The organism is Reyranella sp. (assembly GCF_004297405.1).
Classification (GTDB): Bacteria; Pseudomonadota; Alphaproteobacteria; order Reyranellales; family Reyranellaceae; genus Reyranella.
Genome location: NZ_SCVC01000032.1, coordinates 323,381 through 344,416 on the forward strand (window position 1 = coordinate 323,381; position 21,036 = coordinate 344,416).

Here is a 21,036-nt window from a genome sequence, read left to right on the forward strand (position 1 = left end):
CATGAAATTCACCTGGTTTCACCTGATGCCCTGGCCGCACATGCCGGACGATTTCAGGGAAAAGCATCGTTCGGTCTGGGTTGATCTGCCGAGCAAGATGTACGAACCCGAGCGTGGGCACGGCATCTATCATCAATATCTCGACCAGCTCGAATTCGCCGAGAGCGTGGGATTCGACGGCATTGGCGTGAACGAGCATCACGCCAATGCCTATGGGTTGATGCCGTCGCCCAACATCATGGCGGCGACGTTGACGCGTCGCACGTCGAAGGCGGCGCTGGTGGTGCTCGGCAATTCGATAGCGCTCTACAATCCGCCGCTGCGCGTGGCGGAGGAGTTCGCCATGCTCGACGTGTTGTCGGGCGGGCGGCTCGTGGCCGGCTTTCCGGTCGGCACGTCGATGGATACCAACTACGCCTACGGCACGATACCGGCGCTCACGCGCGAGAAGTATGCCGAGGCGCACGACCTCATTCGCAAAGCCTGGGCGGCCGACGAACCGTTCGCCTTCAACGGCCGCTACACCAAGCTGCGCTACGTCAATTGCTGGCCCAAGCCGATCCAGCGTCCGGCGCCGCCGATCTTCATTCCCGGTGGTGGCTCGGTGGAGACGTACGATTTCTGCCTCGATAACACCTATTCTTATTCCTATCTCAGCTACTCGGGTTATCTGCGCGCCAAGCTGCTGATGGAGGGGTACTGGAAGCGGGTGTCGGAGCGGAAGGCCGACGAATCACCCTATCGCGCGGGCTTCGCCCAGGTGATCTGCGTCGCCGATACCGATGCCGAGGCGGAGCGGCTCTACGGCCCGCACGTGAACTACTTCTACAATCGCTGCCTGCATGTCTATCCGGGCTTCGCGGATGCGCCGGGCTATCGCACGATCAAGACCATCCAGACCGGCGCCCTGTCCCAGTTCACGCAGGCTGCGGCGCGGGATTATCCCAGCATGACCTGGAAGGATCTGGTCGACGGCCGCTACATCATTGCCGGCTCGCCGGAGACAGTGCGCCAGCAGATGGAAGAGCTGATCAAGAGCCTGCGCGTCGGCAATGTCTTCTGCCTGATGCATATCGGCGACATGCCCGACGACAAGGTTCGGCACTCCACAAAGCTATTCGCTGAAAAGGTGATGCCGCATCTGCGCAACCTGTGGCCGGATTGGAACAACCACGACGACCGCTTCTGGGTCCATCCGATGAACGAGCGCGTTTCGCTGAAGGTGGCTGCCGAATGAAGTCGCGTTTTCTCACGCTCAAACCTTCGGGCGCGCGTATCCAGATCGTCGAAGCCGGTAAAGGCAAGGATCTGCTCTATCTCCACGGAGCGGGCGGCCATATGCCGAACGATCCGCTGATTGCCGCTCTCGCGAGCAAATATCGGGTCGTGGCGCCATTGCTGCCGGGCTATGGCCAGTCGACGGGCGAGGACGGGGTGCGCGACATGCTCGACGTAACCCTGCATGCACTCGATGTGCTGGAGGCGCTCAACCTCAAGAAACCGATTGTGGTCGGCCATTCGATGGGCGGCATGGTCGCCGCCGAGATGGCGGCGATTGCCCACACAGAAGTGACCAAGCTCTGCCTGCTGGCGCCGGCTGGCCTGTGGCTCGACGACCATCCGATCGCCGATATCTTCTCCAAGTTGCCCTATGAGCTGCCGGGATTGCTGTTCCATGACAGCAAGGCCGGCCAGAAGCTGCTGACATCGGGCGTCAACATGGAGGATCCGGAATTCCTCAATGAATTCCTGGTGATGAATGCCCGGCGGCTTGGCATGGCGGGCAAGATCCTGTTCCCGATCCCCGACCGCGGCCTCGCCCAGAGGCTTTACCGCATCACCGCCAAGACCCTGATCGTCTGGGGGCGGGAGGATGTCCTGATCCCGCCGGTTTACGGCGATGCCTTCAAAAGGGCGATTTCCAAATCGAGATTGGTTAGGATTGCCAAGGCAGGCCACGCGGTCGGACAAGAACGACCCGCGGCCGTGCTCAAGGTCATCAGGGATTTTTTCTAACCGGAGACGACGATGCTCAGGGTAATTGCAGGAACTGCAGCGCTTCTTCTGGTCGCGGGCGCCGCGCACGCCGAACCGGTTCTCTACACCTGGACTGGTATGGGCGTGAACGTGCTCGGCAGCTCGAAGTGTCCGGGCTACAAGATGACCATCAACGTCACCGTCGACGGTGACAGCGTCAAAGGCAAGTTTCAGCAGGAAGGCCGGCCAGAGAGGTCTTTCGAAACGACGCTGGGCAAGGACGGCGCCATCAAGACGGCGGCGATGGTCGGGGGCGGCGGCATGATGGACGTAATCGGCCAGATCAAGGACGGCGACTCCAAGATCAAGCTCGACGGCTACTGCAAGTTTGAAGGCCCGCTCACGAAGAAGTAGGGAGCGGCGGGATCGAGCCAGTCGTGGCGACCAAAGACAATTGGGGATGGCGGGCCCGCATCGGGCTGTTCATCGTCGGCAACGAGGCCGTCCCGGAGGCTGAATGGTGGGCGATGGCTCCACCCGGCGTCTCGGTACACGCCGCCCGTGTGACAGCGCGTGCCCCTTGGGCGCGCTGGCGCGAGGATCGCAAAGCGGTCGACCTCGAGGACGATCTGAACCGGGGCTGCCGGCAGTTCGCGGCAATGCGGCTTTCGGCGGTCGTGGTTGGTCACAGCTCGAGCAGCATCCTGGGTGGCAAGGGCTGGGACGAAGCCACCGTGGCCAGCCTCTCCGGCATGCTGGGTTCCGGCGTCTTCGTCACCACGAACGGTCTGGATACCCAAGCCGCGCTCAAGGCTTCGAGTGTAAGGCGGCCGTTTCTGGTTCTGCCACCGTGGTTCAATGACGAGCTGGTGGCTGCAGGTGTTCGTTACTATGTCGATCACGGGTTCGAACCGGCCGGGCATCTTCGCTACGACCCAGGCCGGAAGTGGCGGGACCTGCCACCGGCCGAGCTCTACGGCCATGGCATGGGCTTCGAACAGGAAGTCGAACCACTCTACGCTCAGATCAAGGCGGCCTGTCCATCGACGGCAGACGGTGTCCTGATCGCCGGGACGGGCTTTCGCTGCGTCGCCATCCTGGAGGCGCTGGAACAGGATCTGGGCCGGCCGGTGATTTCAGCCAACCAGGCGAGTCTCTGGCGCAGCCTGCGATCGGCTGGCGTTCACACCAGGATCGCCGGTTACGGAAGCCTGCTCAGCTTGTGAGCAGCGCGTCGTAGCCCTGCTCGCTGAATTGGAGCAAGCAGAAGCCGTGGCCGAACGGATCGGCGAGCATGGCAATCCTCCCGTACGGAGTATCTTTCGCCGGAGCCTCGAGCTTCGCGCCGGCGCCGACCGCTCGCGTGACAGCCGCATCCACGTCGTCCACGACGATGTCGGCATGGACGGGCGTCCAGTGCCTCTCATAACGCCGCAAATCACCACCGGCGCCGACAGTGCCTGCCTTCTTGGTCAGGAGGTAGACCGTCGCGGGCCATCCCAGGAGTTCGACGAAATCAGTGCCGAAGCGTCGGCCGACCTTCAGACCGAAGGCGGCCGTATAGAAGCGCACGCCCGTCTCGACATCGGGCACATCGATATTGAGCAGCAAGGTCATCGCAAGCCTCACGGATGGGAGGGATGATTCTGTATCGAGACCTTCCCATGCAAGTGAAGAGGGGGCTCGCGATTTTCGGACCTCGTCGTCGCCCTGATGTCAGGTTCCGGCGTCAGGCCTCCATGACGACGGCCACGCGGCCCGTCACCGAGCGCTCCAGAAGCGCTTGCATTGCCTTCGGGGCTTCGCCGAGCTGGTAGGTCCGATCGACGTGCGGGCGGCAAAGACCCTGCTCGCACCAACCGCGAATGCGCTCCATCAGTGCGAACGTGCGGTCTGCCTCCTCGAAGCGGGCATCGTGCGGGCTCCAGCCGACATAGTAACCATAGTTGAAGCCCGTCACGGCGATGGTCTTCACCAGCAGGATGTTGGCCGGAACCTGCGGGATCGTGCCGCTGGCGAAGCCGATGGGACAGATACGGCCGCCGACCGCCATGCAGCGCAGCGACTGGGTGAAGACATCGCCACCAACCGGATCGTAGACACGGTCGACACCGCGGCCGCCGGTGAGCTTCAGCACTTCCTCGCGGAAGTCGGTGGCGTTGTAGTCGATCACATGATCGGCGCCATGCGCCTTGGCGAACTCGGTCTTGCGCGAACTGCCGGCCGTGGCGATGACCGTCGCGCCCAGGATCTTGCCGATCTCGACGGCCGCCATGCCGACGCCGCCTGCGGCGGCATGCACCAGCAGCGTGTGGCCGCTGCGTACGTCGAGCGCTTCGGGCCAGGTCAGCGCGCCGGCCGAGGTCGGGTAGGAGATGGCGAGCTGGATCGCTTCGACGAAGCTGAGGTTCTTCGGCTTGGAGAAGACGTTGACTTCGTGCGCGACTGCTTCCTCGGCCAATCCACCCCAGTCGAGGACGGCGACGACCTCGTCGCCTACCTTCAAGCGCTTGCAGGCGGGATCGACCTCGGTCACGACGCCCGCGGCCTCGGTGCCGGGCGCAAAGGGGAAGGGTGGCCGGCGTTGATATTTGCCGGCGATGATCAGGGTCGTGGCAAAGCTCACGCCCGCCGCTCGAATCTTGATCCGGACCTGGCCGGTCTTCAGCGGCTGCGACTTGACCTCTTCCAGACGCAAATCTTCAGGGCCGCCCCACTGGCGGCAAATCATCGCCCGCATAATTCTCCTTTAAGAGAGCTGAACCGGCAGCGCCTTCACGCCGCGCAGGATCAGCGAATCGTGCCACTCCGGCTCGCCGCTGCATAGTCTGATACGTGGCAGCCGCTCCGCAAGGCGAATTGCCGCGATCTGTGCTTCGAGCCGCGCCAGCGGGGCACCAAGGCAGAAGTGGATACCATGGCCGAAGGTCATGTGCGGGTTCTGTGGCCGGCCGATGTCGAACCGCTCGGGATCCTCAAAGGCTTCGGGATCGCGATTTGCCGAGTTCATGAAGGCGAAAACGCGTTGGCCCTCGCGGATCGTCTTGCCGCGCATTTCGATATCGGCGGCCGCGACTCGGGCAAAGGCGCCCGACGGCCCGTCGTAGCGCAGGAATTCTTCAATGGCGCTTTCGGCCAGCGCGGGATCGGCAACGAGGCGGTCCCACTGTTCGCGATGCTTCATCGAATAGAGGAAGCCGTTGCCGATCAGGTTCGTCGTGGTCTCATGACCTGCGAAGAGCAGCAGGATGCAGGTGCCGATGATCTCGTCGGTCGTGAGCGCGTCGCGGTCGTCGCGTGCCAGCACGAGGTGGGTAATCATGTCTTCGGTGGGCCGGGCCGTGCGATCCTCGACCAGGCTGCGGAAGTAATCGGACATCGCCTTGGCGCCAGCCTCGGCACGCAGGTACTTGTTGCCGGCGACCTGGGCGGTGCCGATGAACAGCGCGATGTCGTCGGACCAGACCTTCACGCGTTCCAGATCGGCGCGCGGCACGCCCAGCAGATCCATGATCACCGAGGCGGGCAGGGGATAGGAGAAGTCGGCGATGTAGTCGACCGTCTCGCCGCGGGCGGCCTTGGCCAGCATGCCGTCGATCAGATGCGCGACGATGTCCTCGATGTTGGGCCGCAGGTTGGCGACCGCCGTCGGCGTGAAGGCCTTGGTGAACAGACGGCGCAGCCGCGTATGGTCCGGCGGATCGCGGAACACCATCCAGTGGTTCAGGTAGCGCACCAGGCTCTCGATCGAGCCGCGCTGGTACTCGGCATTGGTCTTGAAGAAGGGCGTCAACCGGTCGGCGGAGATCTGCCGGTTGTTCAACGCCACCTGCTTCACATCGGCGTAGCGCGTGACGATCCATGCCTTCATGACCGGCGACCAATGCACCGGATCCTCGGCGCGCAGCCGCGCGAACTCGGGGAAGGGGTTGGCATTGGTCGCGGGGTTGCCGAGGTCGAAAACGTAGGCCATGCCGCGAGGCTAGCGCTGGCCAGTTTACCAAACAAGTGTTTGTTTGATAGGATAATCCATGTCCCGTGAAACCCTGATGGCGGTGTCGGCCCGTCTTTTTGCGCGTGGTGGCTTCGATGCCACGTCGATGCGCGACATCGCCGGCGAAGCCGGCATGCTGGCGGGGTCGATGTACTATCACTTCCCGTCGAAGAACGACCTGATAGCCGCCGTCTACGAGGAGGGTGTGGCCGAGATCTCCGCAGCCGTCGACGCCGCCGTGGCGGCGACCGATACGCCCTGGACGCGACTGGAGGCGGCCTGCGTGGCGCACCTGCAATCGTTGCTGTCGGACACGGCCCATGCCGCGGTCATGACGGCCGACCTCCGCCGCCTCGATGCACGTCTGCGCCGGCGCCTGATCGCGATGCGCGATGGCTACGAGCGGCGCTTCGTCGAGCTCGTGGCGGCATTACCGCTGGGGCAGGGCACGGATCGGACTTTATGGCGCCTTCAGCTTCTAGGGGCGCTCAACTGGACGCCGACCTGGTATCGGCCGGGCCGCAAGTCGCCGGGGGCCATCGCGCGTGCGCTGGTGGGGGCGCTGAAATGAGCATCGAAATCCGCCGCGTCCAACCGGGGGACGAGCCGCTGTTCCGCCGCATCGCGCCGGACGTATTCGACCATGCCATCGATCCGGAAAACCTCGCCCGTTATCTCGCGGCGCGGGGGCACCATCTTGTCGTCGCGATCGCCGATGGGGAGATCGTCGGGCAGGTGGCTGCGATGGTGCATTTTCATCCCGACGGATCGCGAAGCGAACTTTTCATCGACGAGATCGCCGTGACGCCGGCCTTGCAGCGCCAGGGCATTGCGCGGCGCATGCTCGAGGCGATGCTGGATATCGGGCGTGAGCTTGGATGCCAGGAAGCATGGCTCGGGACGGAGCCCGACAATCTGCCGGCCAAGGGGCTCTATGCTCGGCGAAGCCGCTCCGCCGATCCGTTCGTGATGCACGCTTTCACGCTCTAGCCTTCGGATTTCGCCCCCCTTGAAAGTCTGAGACGACCGGTCATATTTGACCTATGGCAAGAACCGACGTCCGCGAAAGGCTGCTCACCGTCGGGCTGGAAGCCCTGCACAAGCGTGGCTTCAACGCGACCGGCGTGCAGGACATTACCGACGCCGCCAAGGTGCCCAAGGGCTCGTTCTATAATCATTTCGAGAGCAAGGACGCGCTGGGCGTCGAGGTCGTACAGCACTATGCAGCCAAGGGCGCAGAGCGCCGGTTGCCTCTGATGGAGGGCTCCGGTCCGCCGCTCGCCCGGCTGCGGGCTTACTTCAAGAGCCTCAATCAGCTGGGACCGGCGACCGGCTTTAGCCGGGGATGCCTTCTGGGCAATTTCGGCACGGAGCTTCCGGGGCAAAGCCCGGCAATCCGGGCCGTGCTGGAGGCAGCCTTCGACGACTGGGCCAAGGCCATCGCGCAGGTGATCCGCGAGGCCCAGAAGGCCGGGGATGTCTCCAAGGACCTGTCCGCGGAGACGCTTGCGAACTTTCTGCTCAATGCCTGGGAAGGAGCCGTGATGCGCTCCAAGGTCGAGAAGGACGCGGCAGCCCTCGACGCCTTCCTTTCGGTCACCTTCAACAAAATTCTCACCTGAGAGAGGAAAGCTCACTTTAACGCGGATACTCGCACACCTAACTCTAAGACGACCGGTCATCTTAACCTATGGAAGGACCAGCTATGAAGATCAAGGACTCCGTTGCTCTCGTGACCGGTGCCAATCGCGGCCTCGGGCTGGCTTTCACCAAGGCGCTGCTCGCCGGCGGAGCGCGCAAGGTCTATGCGGCCGCGCGCGACCCCGCGTCGGTGAAGCAGCCCGGCGTGCAGCCGGTCCGTCTGGACGTTACCCAGCCTGAGCAGGTCGAAGCCGCCGCACGTGAGTTCGGCGACGTTAACCTGCTGATCAACAACGCTGGCATCATTCGCGGCACCGGGTTCCTGACTCCGGACGGACTCGACGCGACGCGTGCCGAATTCGAGACCAACTTCTTCGGGCCGCTTCTTACCGCACGCGCCTTCGCGCCGATCCTGTCCAGGAATGGCGGTGGCGCGATCGTCAATGTGCTGTCGGTGTTGAGCTGGGTCAGCCTGTCGACCAGTTCGAGCTATTCCGCCAGCAAGGCGGCAGCCTGGTCGCTGAGCAACGGCCTGCGCAATGAGCTGCGCGGGCAGGGTACGGAAGTCCTGTCTCTGCATGTCGGCTTCATGGACACCGACATGGTTCGCAACGTGGCTGCGCCGAAAGCGCAGCCCGATGATGTCGTGAAGCAGGTTCTGGTGGCCCTCGAGGATGGCAAGTCGGAAATCCTGGCAGACGATGTCAGCCGGCGGATCAAGCAGAACCTGTCGGCAGAGCCCGGTATCTACTTGCTGCCGCCGGTGGCCTGAGCCCACGGCCCGAAGGGCGGCATGTCCTTGCTGGGCTGCAGCGGGAAGACAGGCGCGCGCTTCTCGAAGAAGGACTTGATGCCTTCCTGGGCGTCGGCGCCGGCCGCGAGATGGCCGACGCACTGCAGGTCGAGGGTCACCGCATCGAGCGGGTCCTGTGCGCCCCACATGCTCCACATCAAGCGGCGGTTCACCGCCGCGGCAACAGCGGAGGAGGTGTTGGCGGCAAATTTCCGCGCCAGCGCCTGCGCGGCCGGCAGCAGTTCGTCGGGCGCATGGACGGAACGAACGAGGCCGCCCTTTAGAGCTTCTTCGGCATCGAACAATTCGGCGGTCATCACCCATTCCTGTGCCTGCTGCATGCCGACCAGGCGTGGCAGGAACCAGCAGCTTCCGGCCTCCATGGCCATGCCGCGCTTGTTGAAGAGGAAACCGACGCGGGCGGCGCTCGACATCAGGCGGATGTCCATAGGCAGGCACATGGTGATGCCGACGCCGACTGCCGCGCCGTTGATCGCGGCCACGATTGGCTTCAGGCAGTTGAAGATTGCGAGCGTGATCGAATCGCTGGCTTCGCGCTTCTGCGGGGCATTGCCGTCATTCCAGACCTTGAAGGCGCCGGTGCCGCCGGAAATATCAGCGCCGGCGCAAAAGGCGCGGCCGGCGCCCGTCACGACGATGGCGCGCACCTCATCCATCGCATTCACACTCTGGAAGAAGTCGATGAGTTCTCTGCTCATGACTGTGGAGAAAGCATTCAACTTGTCGGGGCGGTTGAGGGTCACCGTCATCACGCCGTCTGCAAGATCGGTCAGCAGGGTCTCGTATTTCATGGCTCGAACGCTCCTCATAATCGGTTCCGCTCAGCAAGACGGAATGTCGTTGCGTGACTCGTTGGTTTGGGAAACATTCGCCGCAACCCCAGCGAATCGCAATCTCGGAGGAAGTCGATGTCCCACCTGATCAAAACCGTCGAAGACGGCGTGATGAAAATCGTGCTGAACCGGCCCGACGCCATGAACGCGCTGAGCCGCGACATGATGGGCGCGCTCGACGACGCACTCAACGAGGCTGCGGGCACCCGCGCCATTGGTTGCGTGGTGGTGCGTGGCGCCGGCGACAAGGCCTTCTGTGCCGGTGGTGACGTGAAGTCGATGGCGGCCGGTCGCGACCAGGACAAGACCTACGAAGACAAGGTGCACGACATCCGCGCCCGCATGCGCGTCTCGGAATTGCTGCACGAAATGGGCAAGCCGACGATCGCCATGGTGAACGGCGTCGCTGCCGGCGCCGGCCTGTCGCTGGCGCTCGCCGCCGACATGCGCTTTGCCGGCAAGAGCGCGCGCATGACCACCGCCTTTGCCAAGGTGGGCTTCTCGGGCGACTTCGGTTCGCACTACTTCCTGCACAAGCTGGTCGGCACCGCCAAGGCGCGTGAGCTCTACTTCACGGCCGAAATCCTCAATGCCGAGCAGATCGAGAAGCTTGGCCTCGCCAACCGCGTCGTCGACGACGCCAACCTCGACAACGAGACGATGGCCTTCGCCAAGAAGCTCGCGGCCGGCCCGCGTGTCGCGTGGTGGCACGTGAAGAAGAACATGAAGGTGGCGGAAGAGGGCTCGCTCTCCGAGGCGCTGGACAGCGAAGCCGCGCGCATGATCCGCACCGGCGAGACCGAGGACCACAAGGAAGCGGCGCGCGCTTTCGTCGAAAAGCGCGCGCCGGTCTTCAAGGGCGTCTGAGCTTGATCCGGGCGGCGAGGCGGGACAGAGCACCCGCCACGCCGTCCGGCATCGCCACCATCGCGGCGATCAACAGGACAGCATAGAGCAGCGCCGACAGTCCCTTGCCCAGTCCCGCGGTGACGTCGGGAAAGAACTGCAGAAAGAGACCGCCCAGGATCGCGCCGCTTAGCGAATACATGCCGCCGACCACCAGGCCGAACAGCATCTGGACCGAGAGCGCGAAGTTGTAGGTCGTCGGTCCGACAAATCCGAATTGATAGGCCGATAGGCAGCCCGCGAGAGCGAGATAGGCGCCGGCGATCCCGGATGCCGTGGCCCGCACTTGGCTGACTTTGATTCCCTGCGCGGCCGCCGCAAGATCCTGGTCGCGCGCCGCCTTCATGGCACGGCCGGCGCGGCTGTCGATCAGGTTGTGTGCGAGCCAGAGGCCCACCGCCAGCAGTGATAACACCATCAGGAATGCCCAGCGGTCGTTGCTCAAAGCGTCTATAGGCGGTGTGGGAAAATCGAGATAGAGGCCCTGTACGCCGCCAGTCCATTGCTCGATCGGTCGCCAGCGCAGGAGCTGTGGGAAGGCAATGGCGAACGCATAAGTGACCAGCGCCTGCGTCCATAGATTGTGCCGGCCGGCGACGCGGCCGAGGCCGTAGCCCGCAACGAAACCCAGCACGGGCGCCAGCGCCATCCCCCAGTAGGTCGACAGCGATGTGTGGGTGCCGAGGATCGCGGCACCATAGCCGCCGATGCCGAAGAGAGCGGCCTGGGCGAAGGAGAACTGGCCGCTCACGCCGCACAGCATGACGAGGCCCACCAGCGCGATCGACCAGATCGCGGCCTGCGTGAAGCGGAAAACGATAAAATCCGGCAGGCAAAAGGAGAGGGCGGCCGCTGCCACGAAGCCCATGGTCCACACGGTCCGCATGGCTCTACGATAGCGGCAACCGACAGGAAATGGGAGCGAAGCGATGAGACTGAGGCAGTGCGTTTTCGTCTGCAAGGACCTCGAAAGCTCGCGTGAAGAGCTGTGCGACATTCTCGGGATCGAGGTCGCCTATCGCGACCCTGGCGTGGCGAAGTGGGGATTGGTGAACGTCGTCTGTCCGACCGGACACGACTTCCTCGAGATCGTGACGCCCTTCCAGGAAGGCACGTCCGCCGGCCGCTACATCGATCGCCGCAAAGGCGATGGCGGTTACATGGTGATCCTTCAGGTTCCCGACGCGGCGGCCGAACGCCAACGCGTCACCGGCCTCGGCATCCGCGCCGTCGCGCAGAAGGATCTGCCCGAATACCAGTACACGCACTTCCATCCCTCGGACACGATGGGCGTGCTGCTATCGCTCGACACGACGTTCGCGCCCAAGGGAACCGACCCGGCACTGTGGTGGCCGCCGGCCGAGAAGGATTGGCTGAAGCACGCGCGCTCGGATGTGACCAATGGCGTGGCTGGAGTAGAGATCCAGCACGACGATCCGGACAAGGCAGCGGAGACCTGGTCGAAGATTCTCAATCGTCCGGCCAAGGACAACATCATCAGGCTCGACGGTTCGCAGATCCGCTTCGTGGGTGCTGTCGACGGTCGCGGGCCGGGTGTCTCGGCCTACGACGTCAAGGTCGTGGATCGCGAACGCGTACTGGCGGCGGCGGAGAAGCGTGGCCGCAAGCACGGGCCTGCGCAAGTCGAGGTCTGCGGCTGCCGCATCAACCTGGTGTGAGGACGAACCGGCGCGGTCCGCGCTGGCGCAGGACCAGGAAGAAAAGCACGCCGAGGTTCAGAATGTTGAAGGCCATGCCGACCGAGAAGGCCGACATGTAGTCGCCGAAGTAATCGTAGAGGAGGCCGGCGCCCCAGCCGCCGGCCGCCATGCCCAGCAGTCCGGCGAACAGCACCGTTGGAATACGCCAGTTCGCTTCCTCGATGGAATAGTATTCGCGTACGGCGATGACATAGGCCGGCAGGAGGCCCGAGAGGCCGAAGCCGAAGGCTGCCGATATCGTAAAGAGCGCCGCCTGATCCTTGGTCAGCAGGAAGCCGATCAGGGCGGTGGCCTGGGCGAGCGAACTCCAGAGCAGGGTTTGGATGCCACCGATCCGGTCCGCGAGCCAACCCCAGAACTGGCGTGCGAGGAAGGCGCTGCCCAGAAGGACCGAGAGCATCGCCGCGCTGTATTGCGAGGCAAAACCCAGGTCGCTGCAGAAGGCCACGATGTGCTGCATCGGCACGGCCATCGGCACGCAGCAACAGAAGACCGCGACCATGAGCAAGATCATGACGAGATTGGGCGACAGGCCGAGGCTCGCGGTACTCCGCGAGTTGCTGCCGATAGCTCCGCTGGCGCTGGACGCATCGGGCGGAGCCTGCAGAAAGGCGATGGTGAGGCCCACGACAGCCACCACGACCAAAGCCGCGAACAGGATCATGGTCCAGCGCCAGCCCACCTCATCGATGCCGTACTGCAGGAGCGGCGGCCAGACGGCGCCGGCGACCGACTGCCCGGACGAGATCAGTGCTACGGCCGCGCCGCGGCGGCGCTCGAACCAGCGGCTCACATAGGTGATGAGCGGCGCGAACATGCAGGAGGTGCCGAACAGGCCCATCAGCACGCCGTGACCGGCATAGAGATAGAAGAGGCCACCCGACGCCGAGACGATGAGCCCGGCCGCCATCATGGCGGCGCCAAACAACACGATGCGGCGGATGCCGAGGCGCCCGGAGAGCCAGCCCGCGACGATGCCGCCGAAGGCCGCGCCGAGATAGGTCAGCGCACCCGCTGCGGCAGGACCGGAGCGCGGTGCGTCGAGGTCGGCAGCCATGGGCTTCAGCGCCACCACGGAGATCAGCGGTGCGCCGTAGCAAAGGGTGAGGATCGCAAGGGCAGCCCAGGCGACGATCCAGGCTGTGCGGCTGTCCAATGTGACGGCATGCGGCTTCACGTCAACGATCCTCCGCCAGGGCCTCGGTTTCGAGCGCCAGGCGACGCACGAGATCGACCGACAGCAATCGCTCCAGTTCGGCATTGGCCTTGCGCCACACCGCGAGCGCCGTTTCGAGGCGGCGTGCACCTTTTTCTGTGAGCCACACGAGTTTGCGCCGCTGGTCGATTTCGGCGACGGCAATCTCGACCAAACCCTCGGCCTCGAGCGTGCGCAGGGTGCGGGAGAGGGTCGACTGATCGAGGCCCATGCGCGTGGCCAGTGCCGAGATCGAATCGTCGGATGCCGCGGCGATCTCGGTCATCAAGCCGAACTGGGCAAAGGATAACTCTGCGGCCTGCAGCCGAACTTCGAGAAACTGGGTGATGCGCCGCGCGACAGAGCGAATGTTCCAGCCAGCGCAGGTTTCGACGGCGTTGCGGGCATCGCGCTGGAGCGTCCTGGGGGATTGCGGCTTTCTTGGCATGATTTTATGTATATACATTAATTGTATATACATGGGAATAACCATGAGCGAATATCGTTGCGGCTTGGCCCGGTCCATCGCGCGCAACGCGGGGTGGGGGCCGGCCTACGGTACGTCGACCATACTGGTTCTGATGGAGCTCGCTGATGCCGACCCTCGATCTGCCTCAAGGCAAGAAGCTCACTTATCGCGAGGAAGGCGACGGGCCGCCGCTGCTGCTGGTCCATGGCTCGCCGGGTGACAGTCGATCCTGGGGCCGGGTCGCGCCACATCTCAGGGATCGCTTCCGCGTGCTGGCCGTCGATCTGCCGGGCTACGGCGGATCGGATGGCGTGCCGGACGAGCCGGTCGGCCGCGCGGCATTGATGGGCGCCGCCGTGGCGCGATTGGCCGAAAGCTGCGGCCAGCCGGTCCGTCTTGCCGGGCATTCCTACGGTGGCGTCGTCGCTGTGCAAGCAGCGTTGCAGGCAGTGCCGGGAACGGTGGAGCGATTAGCCCTCTTCGAGCCTGTGTTCTTTCGTGCCCTGCAGCTCATGGACGACAGGGCGGCGCTCGATCCAGCCGCTGCTCATTTCGAGGACTATGCTGGCCGTGCCATCGCGGGCGAACCGGCCGTCGTGCGCCTGATGATCGACTATTGGTTCGGTGAGGGCGCCTTTACCCGCATGCCCGAACCGGTGCGTGGCTATCTCGAGGCCAATGCCCCGCGCAATGCGCTCGATGTGCGCAGCAGCTTCAATGATGTCGCGACGGCCGAGCAGCTCCGCGCTTTCGACCACCCGGTGCTGGTGGCTTATGGCGATCGCAGTCCCGAGATCGTACAGGCAATTGGCCGCGGCCTGATGAAGCTCCTGCCCAATGCTCGCATGGAAGCGCTTGCAGGAGCCAACCACGGCATGCTGGATAGTCATCCGGAAGCGGTCGCACGCCTGATCGCATCATGAGGTCATGCTGCGCATCAATCCCTTCGTCATGGGCCATCTGGTCGGGGCCGTCCTTGTAGGCGGCACGGCGGGGACGTTGTTTCTCGATGCGCAGGCAGGACTGATCTGCGCCGTGGCGCTGCTCGCCGGCGCTTTCGTCAGCTCTTATGTCTGCCAATGGTGGCCGGGCATCGAGGCGCCGGCCTGGAAACTCTGGGCGGTCGCCGTGTTCGCCAGCCCCATCATGCTGCTGACACTCGGCTACATGGTGTTCGACTATGAATGCGTGGTCGGCATCACGACAGGCTGGAACTGCCTCCTCGCCGCACTCGCCATCATGGCGGCTGGCTTGTGCCTGTTGCCGCCACTTTTCGGCCTGCTGTGGCGCTGGTGGAAGCGCCGCAGGGCGCCTCCACCGGCTATGTCTTCTTAAGCCGCAATCGCCTTCGCGAGCTTGCCGCGGATCATTGCTTCGGCTTCGCTGACGATGCGCTCGACCAGCTCCTTGCAGGTCGGGATGTCGTTGATCAGGCCCATGCAGGTGCCGGCCGACCAGATGCCGTGTTCGAGGTCGCCGGTCTCGTAGACGACCTTGCCCTTGGCGCCGGCGACGTACGGCCCGATCTCCTGGATGGTCTTGCCTTCGCCTTCCATCTCGATCGCCTTTTGGGCGACGGAGTTGCCATAGACGCGGCTGGTATTGCGCATGGTGCGCAGAATCAACGCCGTGCTGCGCTCGTCGGAGGAGACGATCTTCTCCTTCACGTTCTGATGGATCGGCGCTTCTTTGGTCGCCATGAAGCGCGTGCCCATGTTGACGCCCTCGCAGCCCAGGGCCAGCGCGGCCACGAGACCGCGTGCATCGGCGAAGCCGCCGGAGGCGATCATCGGGATCTTGATGACGTTGGCCGCTGCGGGCAGCAGCACCAGGTTCGGGACGTCGTCTTCGCCGGGATGGCCAGCGCACTCGAAGCCGTCCATGGAGATCGCATCGACGCCCACCTTCTCGGCCGAGATGCCGTGGCGGACTGAGGTGCACTTGTGGATCACCTTGATGCCGGCTTCCTTCATCTTGGGCAGGAAGGGCTTGGGGTTGTTGCCGGCGGTTTCGACGATCTTGATGCCGGAATCGATGATGGCGTCGATATACTCGCCATAGGGCCGTGGCACGAGCGTCGGCAGGATGGTGAGGTTCACGCCGAACGGCTGATCCGTCATCTCGCGGCAGCGCTTGATCTCCTTGCGCAGGTCGTCGGGCGTCGGCTGCGTGAGGCCGGTCAGGAAGCCCAGTGCGCCCGCATTGGCGACCGCCGAGGTGAGTTCGGCGCGGCCGACCCACTGCATGCCACCCTGTACGATCGGGTGCTTGATGCCGAACATTTCCGTGAAGCGCGTCTTGATCATCGTGCCGTTTTCCCCGCTGGGTGGATTTGCCCCAGCATTAGCGAACCAGTGGCGCGAGAGCCAGTCCACGGACCGTATGGCAGATTAGCCTTCCGCAAAGCGGATCAGGTACGGTCGATGAAGGCGACCGTATCGTCGAGGGTGGGCGCGCCTCCGCGCAGGAGCGACGAGAAGGCGCCGACGATCTCGATATGGTCGACTCCGGGGTAGAGTTTGAGGTCGGCTTTGCCGCCTGCCCGCTGCCAGGCAGCGGCAAGCCGCTCGCTGTTGAAGGGCTTCACGGTCGTGTCTGCCGTGCCATGCAGCAGCAGGATGGGGGGCAGCGGCGCCTTTGCATAGGTAATGGGCTGGGTTTCGCGACGGTCCGGGCCACCGAAGATTTGCTCAAGGCGACGAGACGTGAGCGGCAGGAAATCGTAGGGGCCGGCGATCCCGATTGCGCCTGCGAGCTTCATGCGGTCGACGTCGGCAGCCGAAAGGTATGGTGTGTTGGCGGCAAGCATCATGGCGTTGTAACCGCCGGCGGAATGGCCGGTGACGAACAGCCGTTCAACGGAGGCTTCGTTCGCGGCCCACCGCGTGGCCAAGGCGCAGTCTTCGATGAAGGTCGGATACAGGGCTTCCGGATACACGCGATAGTCGGGAATGATCGTCGTGATGCCACGCGACGCGAGCGCTTGGCCGACGAACAGATAGTCACTCTTGGTGCCGGAATCCCATGAGCCGCCATAGAAGAAGATGACGCTCTTGCCGTCAGCTCTTGGTTTCTCGGCCTTGTAGACGTCGAGCTTCTGGCGAGGGTGGCTGCCATAGGGGATGTCAGACGCGAGCGTGTAGCCGTCGCGTGATACCGTCGTATTGAGAAGCGCCGCGGGAGAACATCCGCCCAGGAGGCCGACGAGGCCCGAAAGGAAGCCTCGTCGCGCCGATGTCATACGGTGGCGATAGTACGTACCCGCTCGGCCAGCGCCAGCGAGGCGGTCAGACCGGGCGATTCGATGCCGAAGAGATTGATCAGCCCTGGAACGCCGTGATCGGCTGGTCCCTGGACCACGAAATCCTGCGCCGGCGCGCCTTGCGGCACGATCTTCGGTCGGATGCCGGCATAGCCCGGCTGCAGGGCGCCGTCTTTAAGGCCGGGCCAGTAGCGGCGAACCGCGGCATAGAACTTGTCGGCGCGATGGGGATCGACGGTGTAGTCGAGATCGTCGATCCACTCGACGTCAGGGCCGAATTTCGCCTGGCCGCCCATGTCGACGGTGATGTGCACGCCGAGCCCGCCCGGAACGGGGACGGGATAGATCAGGCGCGAGAAGGGCGAACGTCCAGCCAAAGTGAAATAGTTTCCTTTGGCGTAGTACGTCCCGGGGATGTGGTTGGATGGCATCCCGGCGATTTTTTTTGCGATGGCGGGGGCGAAGAGCCCGGCCGAGTTGACCACCAGGCCACACCGCAACTTCATCGGCTCGGCGCCGCCGACTTCGATCTCGATGCCACCGTCCGTGGCGCGGCCCTGAATCACCGGACTGTGGAAGGCGAACATGGCGCCGTGCTCCTCGGAGTCGCCCTGCAGAGCCAGCATGTAGGAGTGGCTGTCGACGATGCCGGTGCTGGAGGAGAGCAGCGCCGCCGTGCAGTGCAGGTTGGGCTCCATCACCATCGCTTCGCTGGCGCTGAGCTGCCGCATGCCTTCGACGCCATTGGCCTCGGCGCGGCCCTTGATCTCGGCGAGCTTCTCGCTCTCGGCATCGTTGGTCGCGACGATCAGCTTGCCGCAGTTGATGTGAGGCACGCCATGCTCGGCGCAGTAGGCGTAGAGCAGGCGACGGCCGGCCACGCAGGTCTCGGCCATCAGGCTGCCCTTGGGATAGTAGATCCCGGCGTGGATGACTTCGGAGTTCCGCGAACTCGTCCCAGTGCCGATCCCTTCGGCGGCCTCCACGACGATGACCTCACGGCCGGCAAGGGCAAGGGCACGGGCCACTGCGAGGCCCACGACGCCTGCGCCGATCACAACGCAGTCTACGGTTTCGAACGAGGACGAAGTCATGGTCGCATGCTAGAACCCGCCGTTCTTTCAGTCACCAAGGGCGGGTGTCGCAGTATGCAAGGGGCGTTGGTCACGGGGGCGGGGATGCGGATCGGCCGCGCGCTGGCAATGGCGCTGGCGGCCGATGGCTATTTCGTTTTCGTGCACCATAACCACTCGGCAGACGAGGCGCGGGAGACAGTGGCGGCGATCCTGGCGGCAGGGGGCAAGGCCAAGACTGTGCGGGCGGATCTCGCCTCCGCTCGTCAGGCCGAGGCCCTGATCGGGAAGTGCCAGGCGCCCGGCGTGCGCCTCACCGTGCTGGTCAACAACGCGTCGCTGTTCAAGCTCGACCGGGCGCCGACGGCCACGGCCGCCGATTTCGATCTGCACATGGCGATCAACCTGCGCGCGCCCTTGCTCCTGTCGCAGGCGCTGGCGCGTCAACTGGCGGCCGGAGACAAGGGCCTGATCGTCAACGTGCTCGACCAGAAGCTCTACAACCTCAATCCCGATTTCCTGAGCTACACGCTCTCCAAGGTCGGACTTCAGGGGCTGACGACCCTGCTGGCACAATCCTTTGCGCCGCGGCTGCGCGTGGCGGGCATCGCGCCCGGCCTCACCTTGCGCAGCGGCAGCCAGACCGACGCGCGCTTCGCCGAGCAGCATGCTGCCAATCCGCTCGAGGTCGGCGTTACGACCGACGATCTCGTCCGTGCGCTCCGTTTCATCATGGCGACACCCAGCTTCACCGGCGACACGCTGATCGTCGACAGCGGCGAGCATCTGACCGGTCGGCCGCGCGACATCGCCTTCGACAAGAAAAAGAAGAAGAAATGAACATGCCTGTCGCTTCGGACCGCCGCATCTTCATCCGCGACCTGCGTGTGCAGGTCTCGATCGGCATCTACGATTTCGAACTGGCCAAGCCGCAGGCCGTCGTCGTGAACGTCGATCTGTTCCTGGCGCCAACCGATAAGGCGGCCGAGGACAATATTGCCAACGTGTTGAATTACGACGTGATCCATGACGGCATCATCGCGTTGGCAAAGAGTCGCCACTTCAACCTGCAGGAGACGCTGGTCGATGCGATCCTCGACTTGTGCCTCGCTCAACGACAGGTGACAGAAGCCCGCGTCTCGACCGAGAAGCCCGACGTCTACAAGGATTGCCGCGTCGGCTACGAGGCGGTCCGCCGCCGTACGCAGAGCTGACCGGCCCGCGTCGATGGGTCCGTCCGCCGGTGCGCTGCGGCGCGCCACGATCGTCCTGCTCTTTGCAGCCCTGATCTGGGGATCGATGATTCCCGTCCTGGCGACGCTCGCCCAGCACTACGACATTTGGCTGCTCTCAGGCGCACGCTATTTGCTCGGCCTGCCCGTTCTGTGGTTGGCGGTGCTGTTGAGTGCGCCGCCGGCCGCCGCGCCTGGCAAGTTGAACTGGAGCCGCCTGCTGAAGCTCGGTGCAGCGATGACCGGCTTCTCGGTGTTCTATACGTTCGGCGTTGCGAACACCCATCCGGCGACCGCGGCCATCGTGCTGATGTGCGCGCCGATCTGGGCGACGTTGCTGTCGCGGCTGATGCTGGGCGCCACGACGCCCCAGGGCTTCTTCACGACGCTGGTGCTGGTGGTCCTGGGTGGAATCATCGTCGTGGCCGGGACACCCGGCCGCCAGTCCGGAGGGTACGGGCTGGAAGGTGGTGAGGGGCTGCTGGTGATCGCCCAACTCTCCTGGAGCTGGTACTCGATCCGCGCCCAGCAATGGTTGGCCGATCGCGGACAGATCGCGCTCTCGGCCCTCACGTCGACCGTGGCAAGTGTGCTGCTGGGGATCGTGTGCCTCGTCGTCTGGGGAGCGGGCGGCATCACCTGGCCCGTGCGTCCACCGACGATCGGGGAATTGGGAATGATCGCCTGGGTCGGTGTGTTCGGCGTGGCTATTGCCATCTTGCTCTGGAACACAGGTGTCTCGCTGGTCGGCGTGCCGGTGGCCTCGTTGTTCTCCAATTCCGCACCGGTCTTCGCCATCGGCCTGGCGGCCTTGTTCGGCCATGAGCCGAGCTGGCTGCAACTCGTGGGCGGCGTGGTTGTGCTGGGCAGCATCGGCCAGCTCCAGCTTCGCCAGATGTGGGCGGCGCGCTCGCCGCGCCCGTCGCCATGACCTCGCGCGACCGCGGCCACCTCCTCGGCGCCTTCGCCGCCATGGTGTTTGTGGGCGCAAGCTGGGGCGCCAACGTGCCGATCAGCAAGGTCATGCTGGCGCACTTCGACCTGATCCCCCTGTCGGCTCTTCGTGCTGCCCTGGCCACGATCGTCCTGATTCTGCTGGTAGCGGCGGTCGAGGGGATCCGGTCGCTCAGGATCGATGTCGGCCTCCGCAGGTTCCTCCTGCTCGGCCTGATCATGGGCGGCTTCTTTGCGATGTATACGCTGGGCATCCAGTTCAGCAATCCGATCTCCGCGGCTGCCGTGCAGGTTGCGGGGCCTCTCGTTGCCGCGGTCACCGTACGGTTGGCGACTGGCATGCGTTTCGATCCTGGATTCGGCGTGGCGCTGGTCCTCACCTTGTTGGGCGGTGCCATCCTTGCGGCCGGCAGCTTGTTCGGCCGCGGCCAGGTCACCCTGGGCGGCGGCGAGTTCATCGTGCTGCTCTCCAACGCGCTCTGGACCTACTACAGCCTCAAGGCCCAGGCTTGGTTCGATCGGGCGAGCCAGCTCCACCGCACCTACGTGGCATCGCTCTCGGCGATGGGCTGGCTGATCCTGCTCGCAGTGGTGATGGTTGCGGCCGGTTGGGCGCGCCCGCCGATTGGCGAGGCCGACGGTTGGATCTGGACACAGCTTGTCCTGTTGGCCGTCTTCGCCAGCGGGCTCGGCGGCTATTTCTGGAACGTCGGCGCCAGCCGGCTGGGCGTGGCTGTCGCCTCGCTTTGGGTCAACCTGGTGCCCTTTTTCGCCGTATTATGGTCAATGGCATATGGCTTCATGCCGAACGCGTACCAGATCGTGGGTGGCCTCGTGGCGCTGAGCGGCGTGGTTTACATGCAATGGCGGAAGCTACAGACGATGCAACAGTGAGACAGAGGCCGATCTCCCCGACATGACCCCTCTCAAGACGCGCGATTGCCGCTGGATTGGTGTTCCTGGCG

26 protein-coding genes are annotated in these 21,036 nt (G+C 64.3%); 16 read left to right on the plus strand and 10 right to left on the minus strand.

Annotated features, from left to right (window positions below):
• Position 1: 1 nt before the first annotated feature.
• Genes EPO50_RS21595 through EPO50_RS21610 form a run of 4 tightly spaced genes read left to right on the plus strand, consistent with a single transcriptional unit; the run spans position 2 to position 3,203 of the window.
• Entirely contained in the window at positions 2-1,237 is a 1,236-nt protein-coding gene (locus EPO50_RS21595) for an LLM class flavin-dependent oxidoreductase (RefSeq protein ID WP_296347320.1), read from the plus strand.
• Positions 1,234-2,016, plus strand: a complete 783-nt coding sequence (locus EPO50_RS21600) for an alpha/beta hydrolase (RefSeq protein ID WP_296347322.1) — start codon at positions 1,234-1,236, stop codon at positions 2,014-2,016. The genes EPO50_RS21595 and EPO50_RS21600 overlap by 4 nt, the downstream gene beginning before the upstream one ends.
• A 12-nt stretch (positions 2,017-2,028) precedes the next feature.
• Positions 2,029-2,391, plus strand: a complete 363-nt coding sequence (locus EPO50_RS21605) for a hypothetical protein (protein ID WP_296347324.1) — start codon at positions 2,029-2,031, stop codon at positions 2,389-2,391.
• A 23-nt stretch (positions 2,392-2,414) separates the two neighbouring features.
• Positions 2,415-3,203: a hypothetical protein gene (locus tag EPO50_RS21610; protein ID WP_296347326.1), complete on the plus strand. Its 789-nt coding sequence runs from the start codon at positions 2,415-2,417 to the stop codon at positions 3,201-3,203.
• On the opposite strand, the gene EPO50_RS21615 is transcribed toward EPO50_RS21610, so the two are convergent.
• The 3 genes from EPO50_RS21615 to EPO50_RS21625 form a co-directional block, all read right to left on the minus strand.
• On the minus strand, positions 3,193-3,594 hold the full coding sequence (locus EPO50_RS21615) for a VOC family protein (protein WP_296347329.1): 402 nt from the start codon (positions 3,592-3,594) through the stop codon (positions 3,193-3,195). The genes EPO50_RS21610 and EPO50_RS21615 overlap by 11 nt on opposite strands.
• Before the next feature lie 112 nt (positions 3,595-3,706).
• The gene (locus EPO50_RS21620; protein WP_296347331.1) at positions 3,707-4,717 is read right to left on the minus strand and encodes an NADPH:quinone oxidoreductase family protein; all 1,011 of its coding nucleotides are present in this window, start codon (positions 4,715-4,717) and stop codon (positions 3,707-3,709) included.
• Between the two features lie 9 nt (positions 4,718-4,726).
• Entirely contained in the window at positions 4,727-5,950 is a 1,224-nt protein-coding gene (locus EPO50_RS21625; protein ID WP_296347333.1) for a cytochrome P450, read from the minus strand.
• A 58-nt stretch (positions 5,951-6,008) separates the two neighbouring features.
• Between EPO50_RS21625 and EPO50_RS21630 the strand changes: the two genes are divergently transcribed.
• From EPO50_RS21630 to EPO50_RS21645, 4 genes are all read left to right on the plus strand, one after another.
• Positions 6,009-6,542, plus strand: coding sequence for a TetR/AcrR family transcriptional regulator (locus EPO50_RS21630; protein ID WP_296347335.1), 534 nt, complete (start codon positions 6,009-6,011; stop codon positions 6,540-6,542).
• Positions 6,539-6,961, plus strand: coding sequence for a GNAT family N-acetyltransferase (locus EPO50_RS21635; protein ID WP_296347336.1), 423 nt, complete (start codon positions 6,539-6,541; stop codon positions 6,959-6,961). The genes EPO50_RS21630 and EPO50_RS21635 overlap by 4 nt, the downstream gene beginning before the upstream one ends.
• A 53-nt stretch (positions 6,962-7,014) precedes the next feature.
• Positions 7,015-7,593 carry a TetR/AcrR family transcriptional regulator gene (locus EPO50_RS21640; protein ID WP_296347338.1) on the plus strand — a complete coding sequence of 193 codons (579 nt, stop codon included), beginning with the start codon at positions 7,015-7,017 and terminating at the stop codon, positions 7,591-7,593.
• An 83-nt stretch (positions 7,594-7,676) separates the two neighbouring features.
• Complete coding sequence (locus tag EPO50_RS21645; RefSeq protein ID WP_296347341.1) at positions 7,677-8,384, plus strand: SDR family oxidoreductase; 708 nt, start codon at positions 7,677-7,679, stop codon at positions 8,382-8,384.
• Here the strand turns inward: EPO50_RS21645 and EPO50_RS21650 are convergent.
• On the minus strand, positions 8,360-9,217 hold the full coding sequence (locus EPO50_RS21650; RefSeq protein WP_296347343.1) for an enoyl-CoA hydratase-related protein: 858 nt from the start codon (positions 9,215-9,217) through the stop codon (positions 8,360-8,362). The two genes, EPO50_RS21645 and EPO50_RS21650, sit on opposite strands and share 25 nt — an antisense overlap.
• A gap of 117 nt (positions 9,218-9,334) precedes the next feature.
• Between EPO50_RS21650 and EPO50_RS21655 the strand changes: the two genes are divergently transcribed.
• Positions 9,335-10,126: an enoyl-CoA hydratase gene (locus EPO50_RS21655; protein WP_296347345.1), complete on the plus strand. Its 792-nt coding sequence runs from the start codon at positions 9,335-9,337 to the stop codon at positions 10,124-10,126.
• On the opposite strand, the gene EPO50_RS21660 is transcribed toward EPO50_RS21655, so the two are convergent.
• Positions 10,113-11,051, minus strand: coding sequence for a branched-chain amino acid ABC transporter permease (locus EPO50_RS21660; RefSeq protein ID WP_296347347.1), 939 nt, complete (start codon positions 11,049-11,051; stop codon positions 10,113-10,115). The genes EPO50_RS21655 and EPO50_RS21660 overlap by 14 nt on opposite strands.
• Positions 11,052-11,094: 43 nt before the next feature.
• Here EPO50_RS21660 and EPO50_RS21665 point away from each other — a divergent pair, with 43 nt between their 5' ends.
• The gene (locus EPO50_RS21665) at positions 11,095-11,844 is read left to right on the plus strand and encodes a VOC family protein (RefSeq protein WP_296347349.1); all 750 of its coding nucleotides are present in this window, start codon (positions 11,095-11,097) and stop codon (positions 11,842-11,844) included.
• On the opposite strand, the gene EPO50_RS21670 is transcribed toward EPO50_RS21665, so the two are convergent.
• Both EPO50_RS21670 and EPO50_RS21675 read right to left on the minus strand, forming a co-directional pair.
• Positions 11,831-13,063, minus strand: coding sequence for an MFS transporter (locus EPO50_RS21670; protein ID WP_296347351.1), 1,233 nt, complete (start codon positions 13,061-13,063; stop codon positions 11,831-11,833). The two genes, EPO50_RS21665 and EPO50_RS21670, sit on opposite strands and share 14 nt — an antisense overlap.
• A gap of 1 nt (position 13,064) precedes the next feature.
• Positions 13,065-13,529 (minus strand): MarR family winged helix-turn-helix transcriptional regulator, encoded by a 465-nt coding sequence (locus EPO50_RS21675; RefSeq protein ID WP_296347354.1) that lies wholly within the window; start codon positions 13,527-13,529, stop codon positions 13,065-13,067.
• A gap of 146 nt (positions 13,530-13,675) precedes the next feature.
• On the opposite strand from EPO50_RS21675, the gene EPO50_RS21680 reads away from it, so the two are divergent.
• The gene (locus EPO50_RS21680) at positions 13,676-14,473 is read left to right on the plus strand and encodes an alpha/beta hydrolase (protein ID WP_296347356.1); all 798 of its coding nucleotides are present in this window, start codon (positions 13,676-13,678) and stop codon (positions 14,471-14,473) included.
• Between the two features lie 4 nt (positions 14,474-14,477).
• Positions 14,478-14,885: a hypothetical protein gene (locus EPO50_RS21685; protein ID WP_296347358.1), complete on the plus strand. Its 408-nt coding sequence runs from the start codon at positions 14,478-14,480 to the stop codon at positions 14,883-14,885.
• Here the strand turns inward: EPO50_RS21685 and EPO50_RS21690 are convergent.
• The 3 genes from EPO50_RS21690 to EPO50_RS21700 form a co-directional block, all read right to left on the minus strand.
• Positions 14,882-15,856, minus strand: a complete 975-nt coding sequence (locus EPO50_RS21690; protein ID WP_296347360.1) for a nitronate monooxygenase family protein — start codon at positions 15,854-15,856, stop codon at positions 14,882-14,884. The genes EPO50_RS21685 and EPO50_RS21690 overlap by 4 nt on opposite strands.
• A gap of 104 nt (positions 15,857-15,960) precedes the next feature.
• Entirely contained in the window at positions 15,961-16,791 is an 831-nt protein-coding gene (locus EPO50_RS21695; protein WP_296347362.1) for an alpha/beta hydrolase, read from the minus strand.
• Entirely contained in the window at positions 16,788-17,906 is a 1,119-nt protein-coding gene (locus EPO50_RS21700) for an NAD(P)/FAD-dependent oxidoreductase (RefSeq protein ID WP_296347363.1), read from the minus strand. The genes EPO50_RS21695 and EPO50_RS21700 overlap by 4 nt, the downstream gene beginning before the upstream one ends.
• Before the next feature lie 54 nt (positions 17,907-17,960).
• On the opposite strand from EPO50_RS21700, the gene EPO50_RS21705 reads away from it, so the two are divergent.
• From EPO50_RS21705 to EPO50_RS21720, 4 genes are read left to right on the plus strand one after another with little or no spacing between them, the layout of a single operon-like run.
• Complete coding sequence (locus EPO50_RS21705; protein WP_296347365.1) at positions 17,961-18,725, plus strand: SDR family oxidoreductase; 765 nt, start codon at positions 17,961-17,963, stop codon at positions 18,723-18,725.
• 2 nt (positions 18,726-18,727) lie between these two features.
• Complete coding sequence (locus tag EPO50_RS21710; protein WP_296347367.1) at positions 18,728-19,099, plus strand: dihydroneopterin aldolase; 372 nt, start codon at positions 18,728-18,730, stop codon at positions 19,097-19,099.
• 13 nt (positions 19,100-19,112) lie between these two features.
• On the plus strand, positions 19,113-20,048 hold the full coding sequence (locus EPO50_RS21715; RefSeq protein WP_296347369.1) for a DMT family transporter: 936 nt from the start codon (positions 19,113-19,115) through the stop codon (positions 20,046-20,048).
• On the plus strand, positions 20,015-20,965 hold the full coding sequence (locus EPO50_RS21720) for a DMT family transporter (protein ID WP_296347371.1): 951 nt from the start codon (positions 20,015-20,017) through the stop codon (positions 20,963-20,965). The genes EPO50_RS21715 and EPO50_RS21720 overlap by 34 nt, the downstream gene beginning before the upstream one ends.
• Positions 20,966-21,036 lie beyond the last annotated feature (71 nt).

Bases quoted from the DNA above. Each gene is read 5' to 3' on its own strand.
- EPO50_RS21625 (WP_296347333.1), bottom strand. From the start codon at position 5,950: ATGGCCTACGTTTTCGACCTCGGCAACCCCGCGACCAATGCCAACCCC.
- EPO50_RS21700 (WP_296347363.1), bottom strand. From the start codon at position 17,906: ATGACTTCGTCCTCGTTCGAAACCGTAGACTGCGTTGTGATCGGCGCA.
- EPO50_RS21640 (WP_296347338.1), top strand. From the start codon at position 7,015: ATGGCAAGAACCGACGTCCGCGAAAGGCTGCTCACCGTCGGGCTGGAA.
- EPO50_RS21620 (WP_296347331.1), bottom strand. From the start codon at position 4,717: ATGCGGGCGATGATTTGCCGCCAGTGGGGCGGCCCTGAAGATTTGCGT.
- EPO50_RS21645 (WP_296347341.1), top strand. From the start codon at position 7,677: ATGAAGATCAAGGACTCCGTTGCTCTCGTGACCGGTGCCAATCGCGGC.
- EPO50_RS21710 (WP_296347367.1), top strand. From the start codon at position 18,728: ATGCCTGTCGCTTCGGACCGCCGCATCTTCATCCGCGACCTGCGTGTG.
- EPO50_RS21695 (WP_296347362.1), bottom strand. From the start codon at position 16,791: ATGACATCGGCGCGACGAGGCTTCCTTTCGGGCCTCGTCGGCCTCCTG.
- EPO50_RS21675 (WP_296347354.1), bottom strand. From the start codon at position 13,529: ATGCCAAGAAAGCCGCAATCCCCCAGGACGCTCCAGCGCGATGCCCGC.
- EPO50_RS21615 (WP_296347329.1), bottom strand. From the start codon at position 3,594: ATGACCTTGCTGCTCAATATCGATGTGCCCGATGTCGAGACGGGCGTG.
- EPO50_RS21680 (WP_296347356.1), top strand. From the start codon at position 13,676: ATGCCGACCCTCGATCTGCCTCAAGGCAAGAAGCTCACTTATCGCGAG.
- EPO50_RS21715 (WP_296347369.1), top strand. From the start codon at position 19,113: ATGGGTCCGTCCGCCGGTGCGCTGCGGCGCGCCACGATCGTCCTGCTC.
- EPO50_RS21650 (WP_296347343.1), bottom strand. From the start codon at position 9,217: ATGAAATACGAGACCCTGCTGACCGATCTTGCAGACGGCGTGATGACG.
- EPO50_RS21655 (WP_296347345.1), top strand. From the start codon at position 9,335: ATGTCCCACCTGATCAAAACCGTCGAAGACGGCGTGATGAAAATCGTG.
- EPO50_RS21660 (WP_296347347.1), bottom strand. From the start codon at position 11,051: ATGCGGACCGTGTGGACCATGGGCTTCGTGGCAGCGGCCGCCCTCTCC.
- EPO50_RS21595 (WP_296347320.1), top strand. From the start codon at position 2: ATGAAATTCACCTGGTTTCACCTGATGCCCTGGCCGCACATGCCGGAC.
- EPO50_RS21690 (WP_296347360.1), bottom strand. From the start codon at position 15,856: ATGATCAAGACGCGCTTCACGGAAATGTTCGGCATCAAGCACCCGATC.
- EPO50_RS21605 (WP_296347324.1), top strand. From the start codon at position 2,029: ATGCTCAGGGTAATTGCAGGAACTGCAGCGCTTCTTCTGGTCGCGGGC.
- EPO50_RS21685 (WP_296347358.1), top strand. From the start codon at position 14,478: ATGCTGCGCATCAATCCCTTCGTCATGGGCCATCTGGTCGGGGCCGTC.
- EPO50_RS21600 (WP_296347322.1), top strand. From the start codon at position 1,234: ATGAAGTCGCGTTTTCTCACGCTCAAACCTTCGGGCGCGCGTATCCAG.
- EPO50_RS21665 (WP_296347349.1), top strand. From the start codon at position 11,095: ATGAGACTGAGGCAGTGCGTTTTCGTCTGCAAGGACCTCGAAAGCTCG.
- EPO50_RS21635 (WP_296347336.1), top strand. From the start codon at position 6,539: ATGAGCATCGAAATCCGCCGCGTCCAACCGGGGGACGAGCCGCTGTTC.
- EPO50_RS21705 (WP_296347365.1), top strand. From the start codon at position 17,961: ATGCAAGGGGCGTTGGTCACGGGGGCGGGGATGCGGATCGGCCGCGCG.
- EPO50_RS21630 (WP_296347335.1), top strand. From the start codon at position 6,009: ATGTCCCGTGAAACCCTGATGGCGGTGTCGGCCCGTCTTTTTGCGCGT.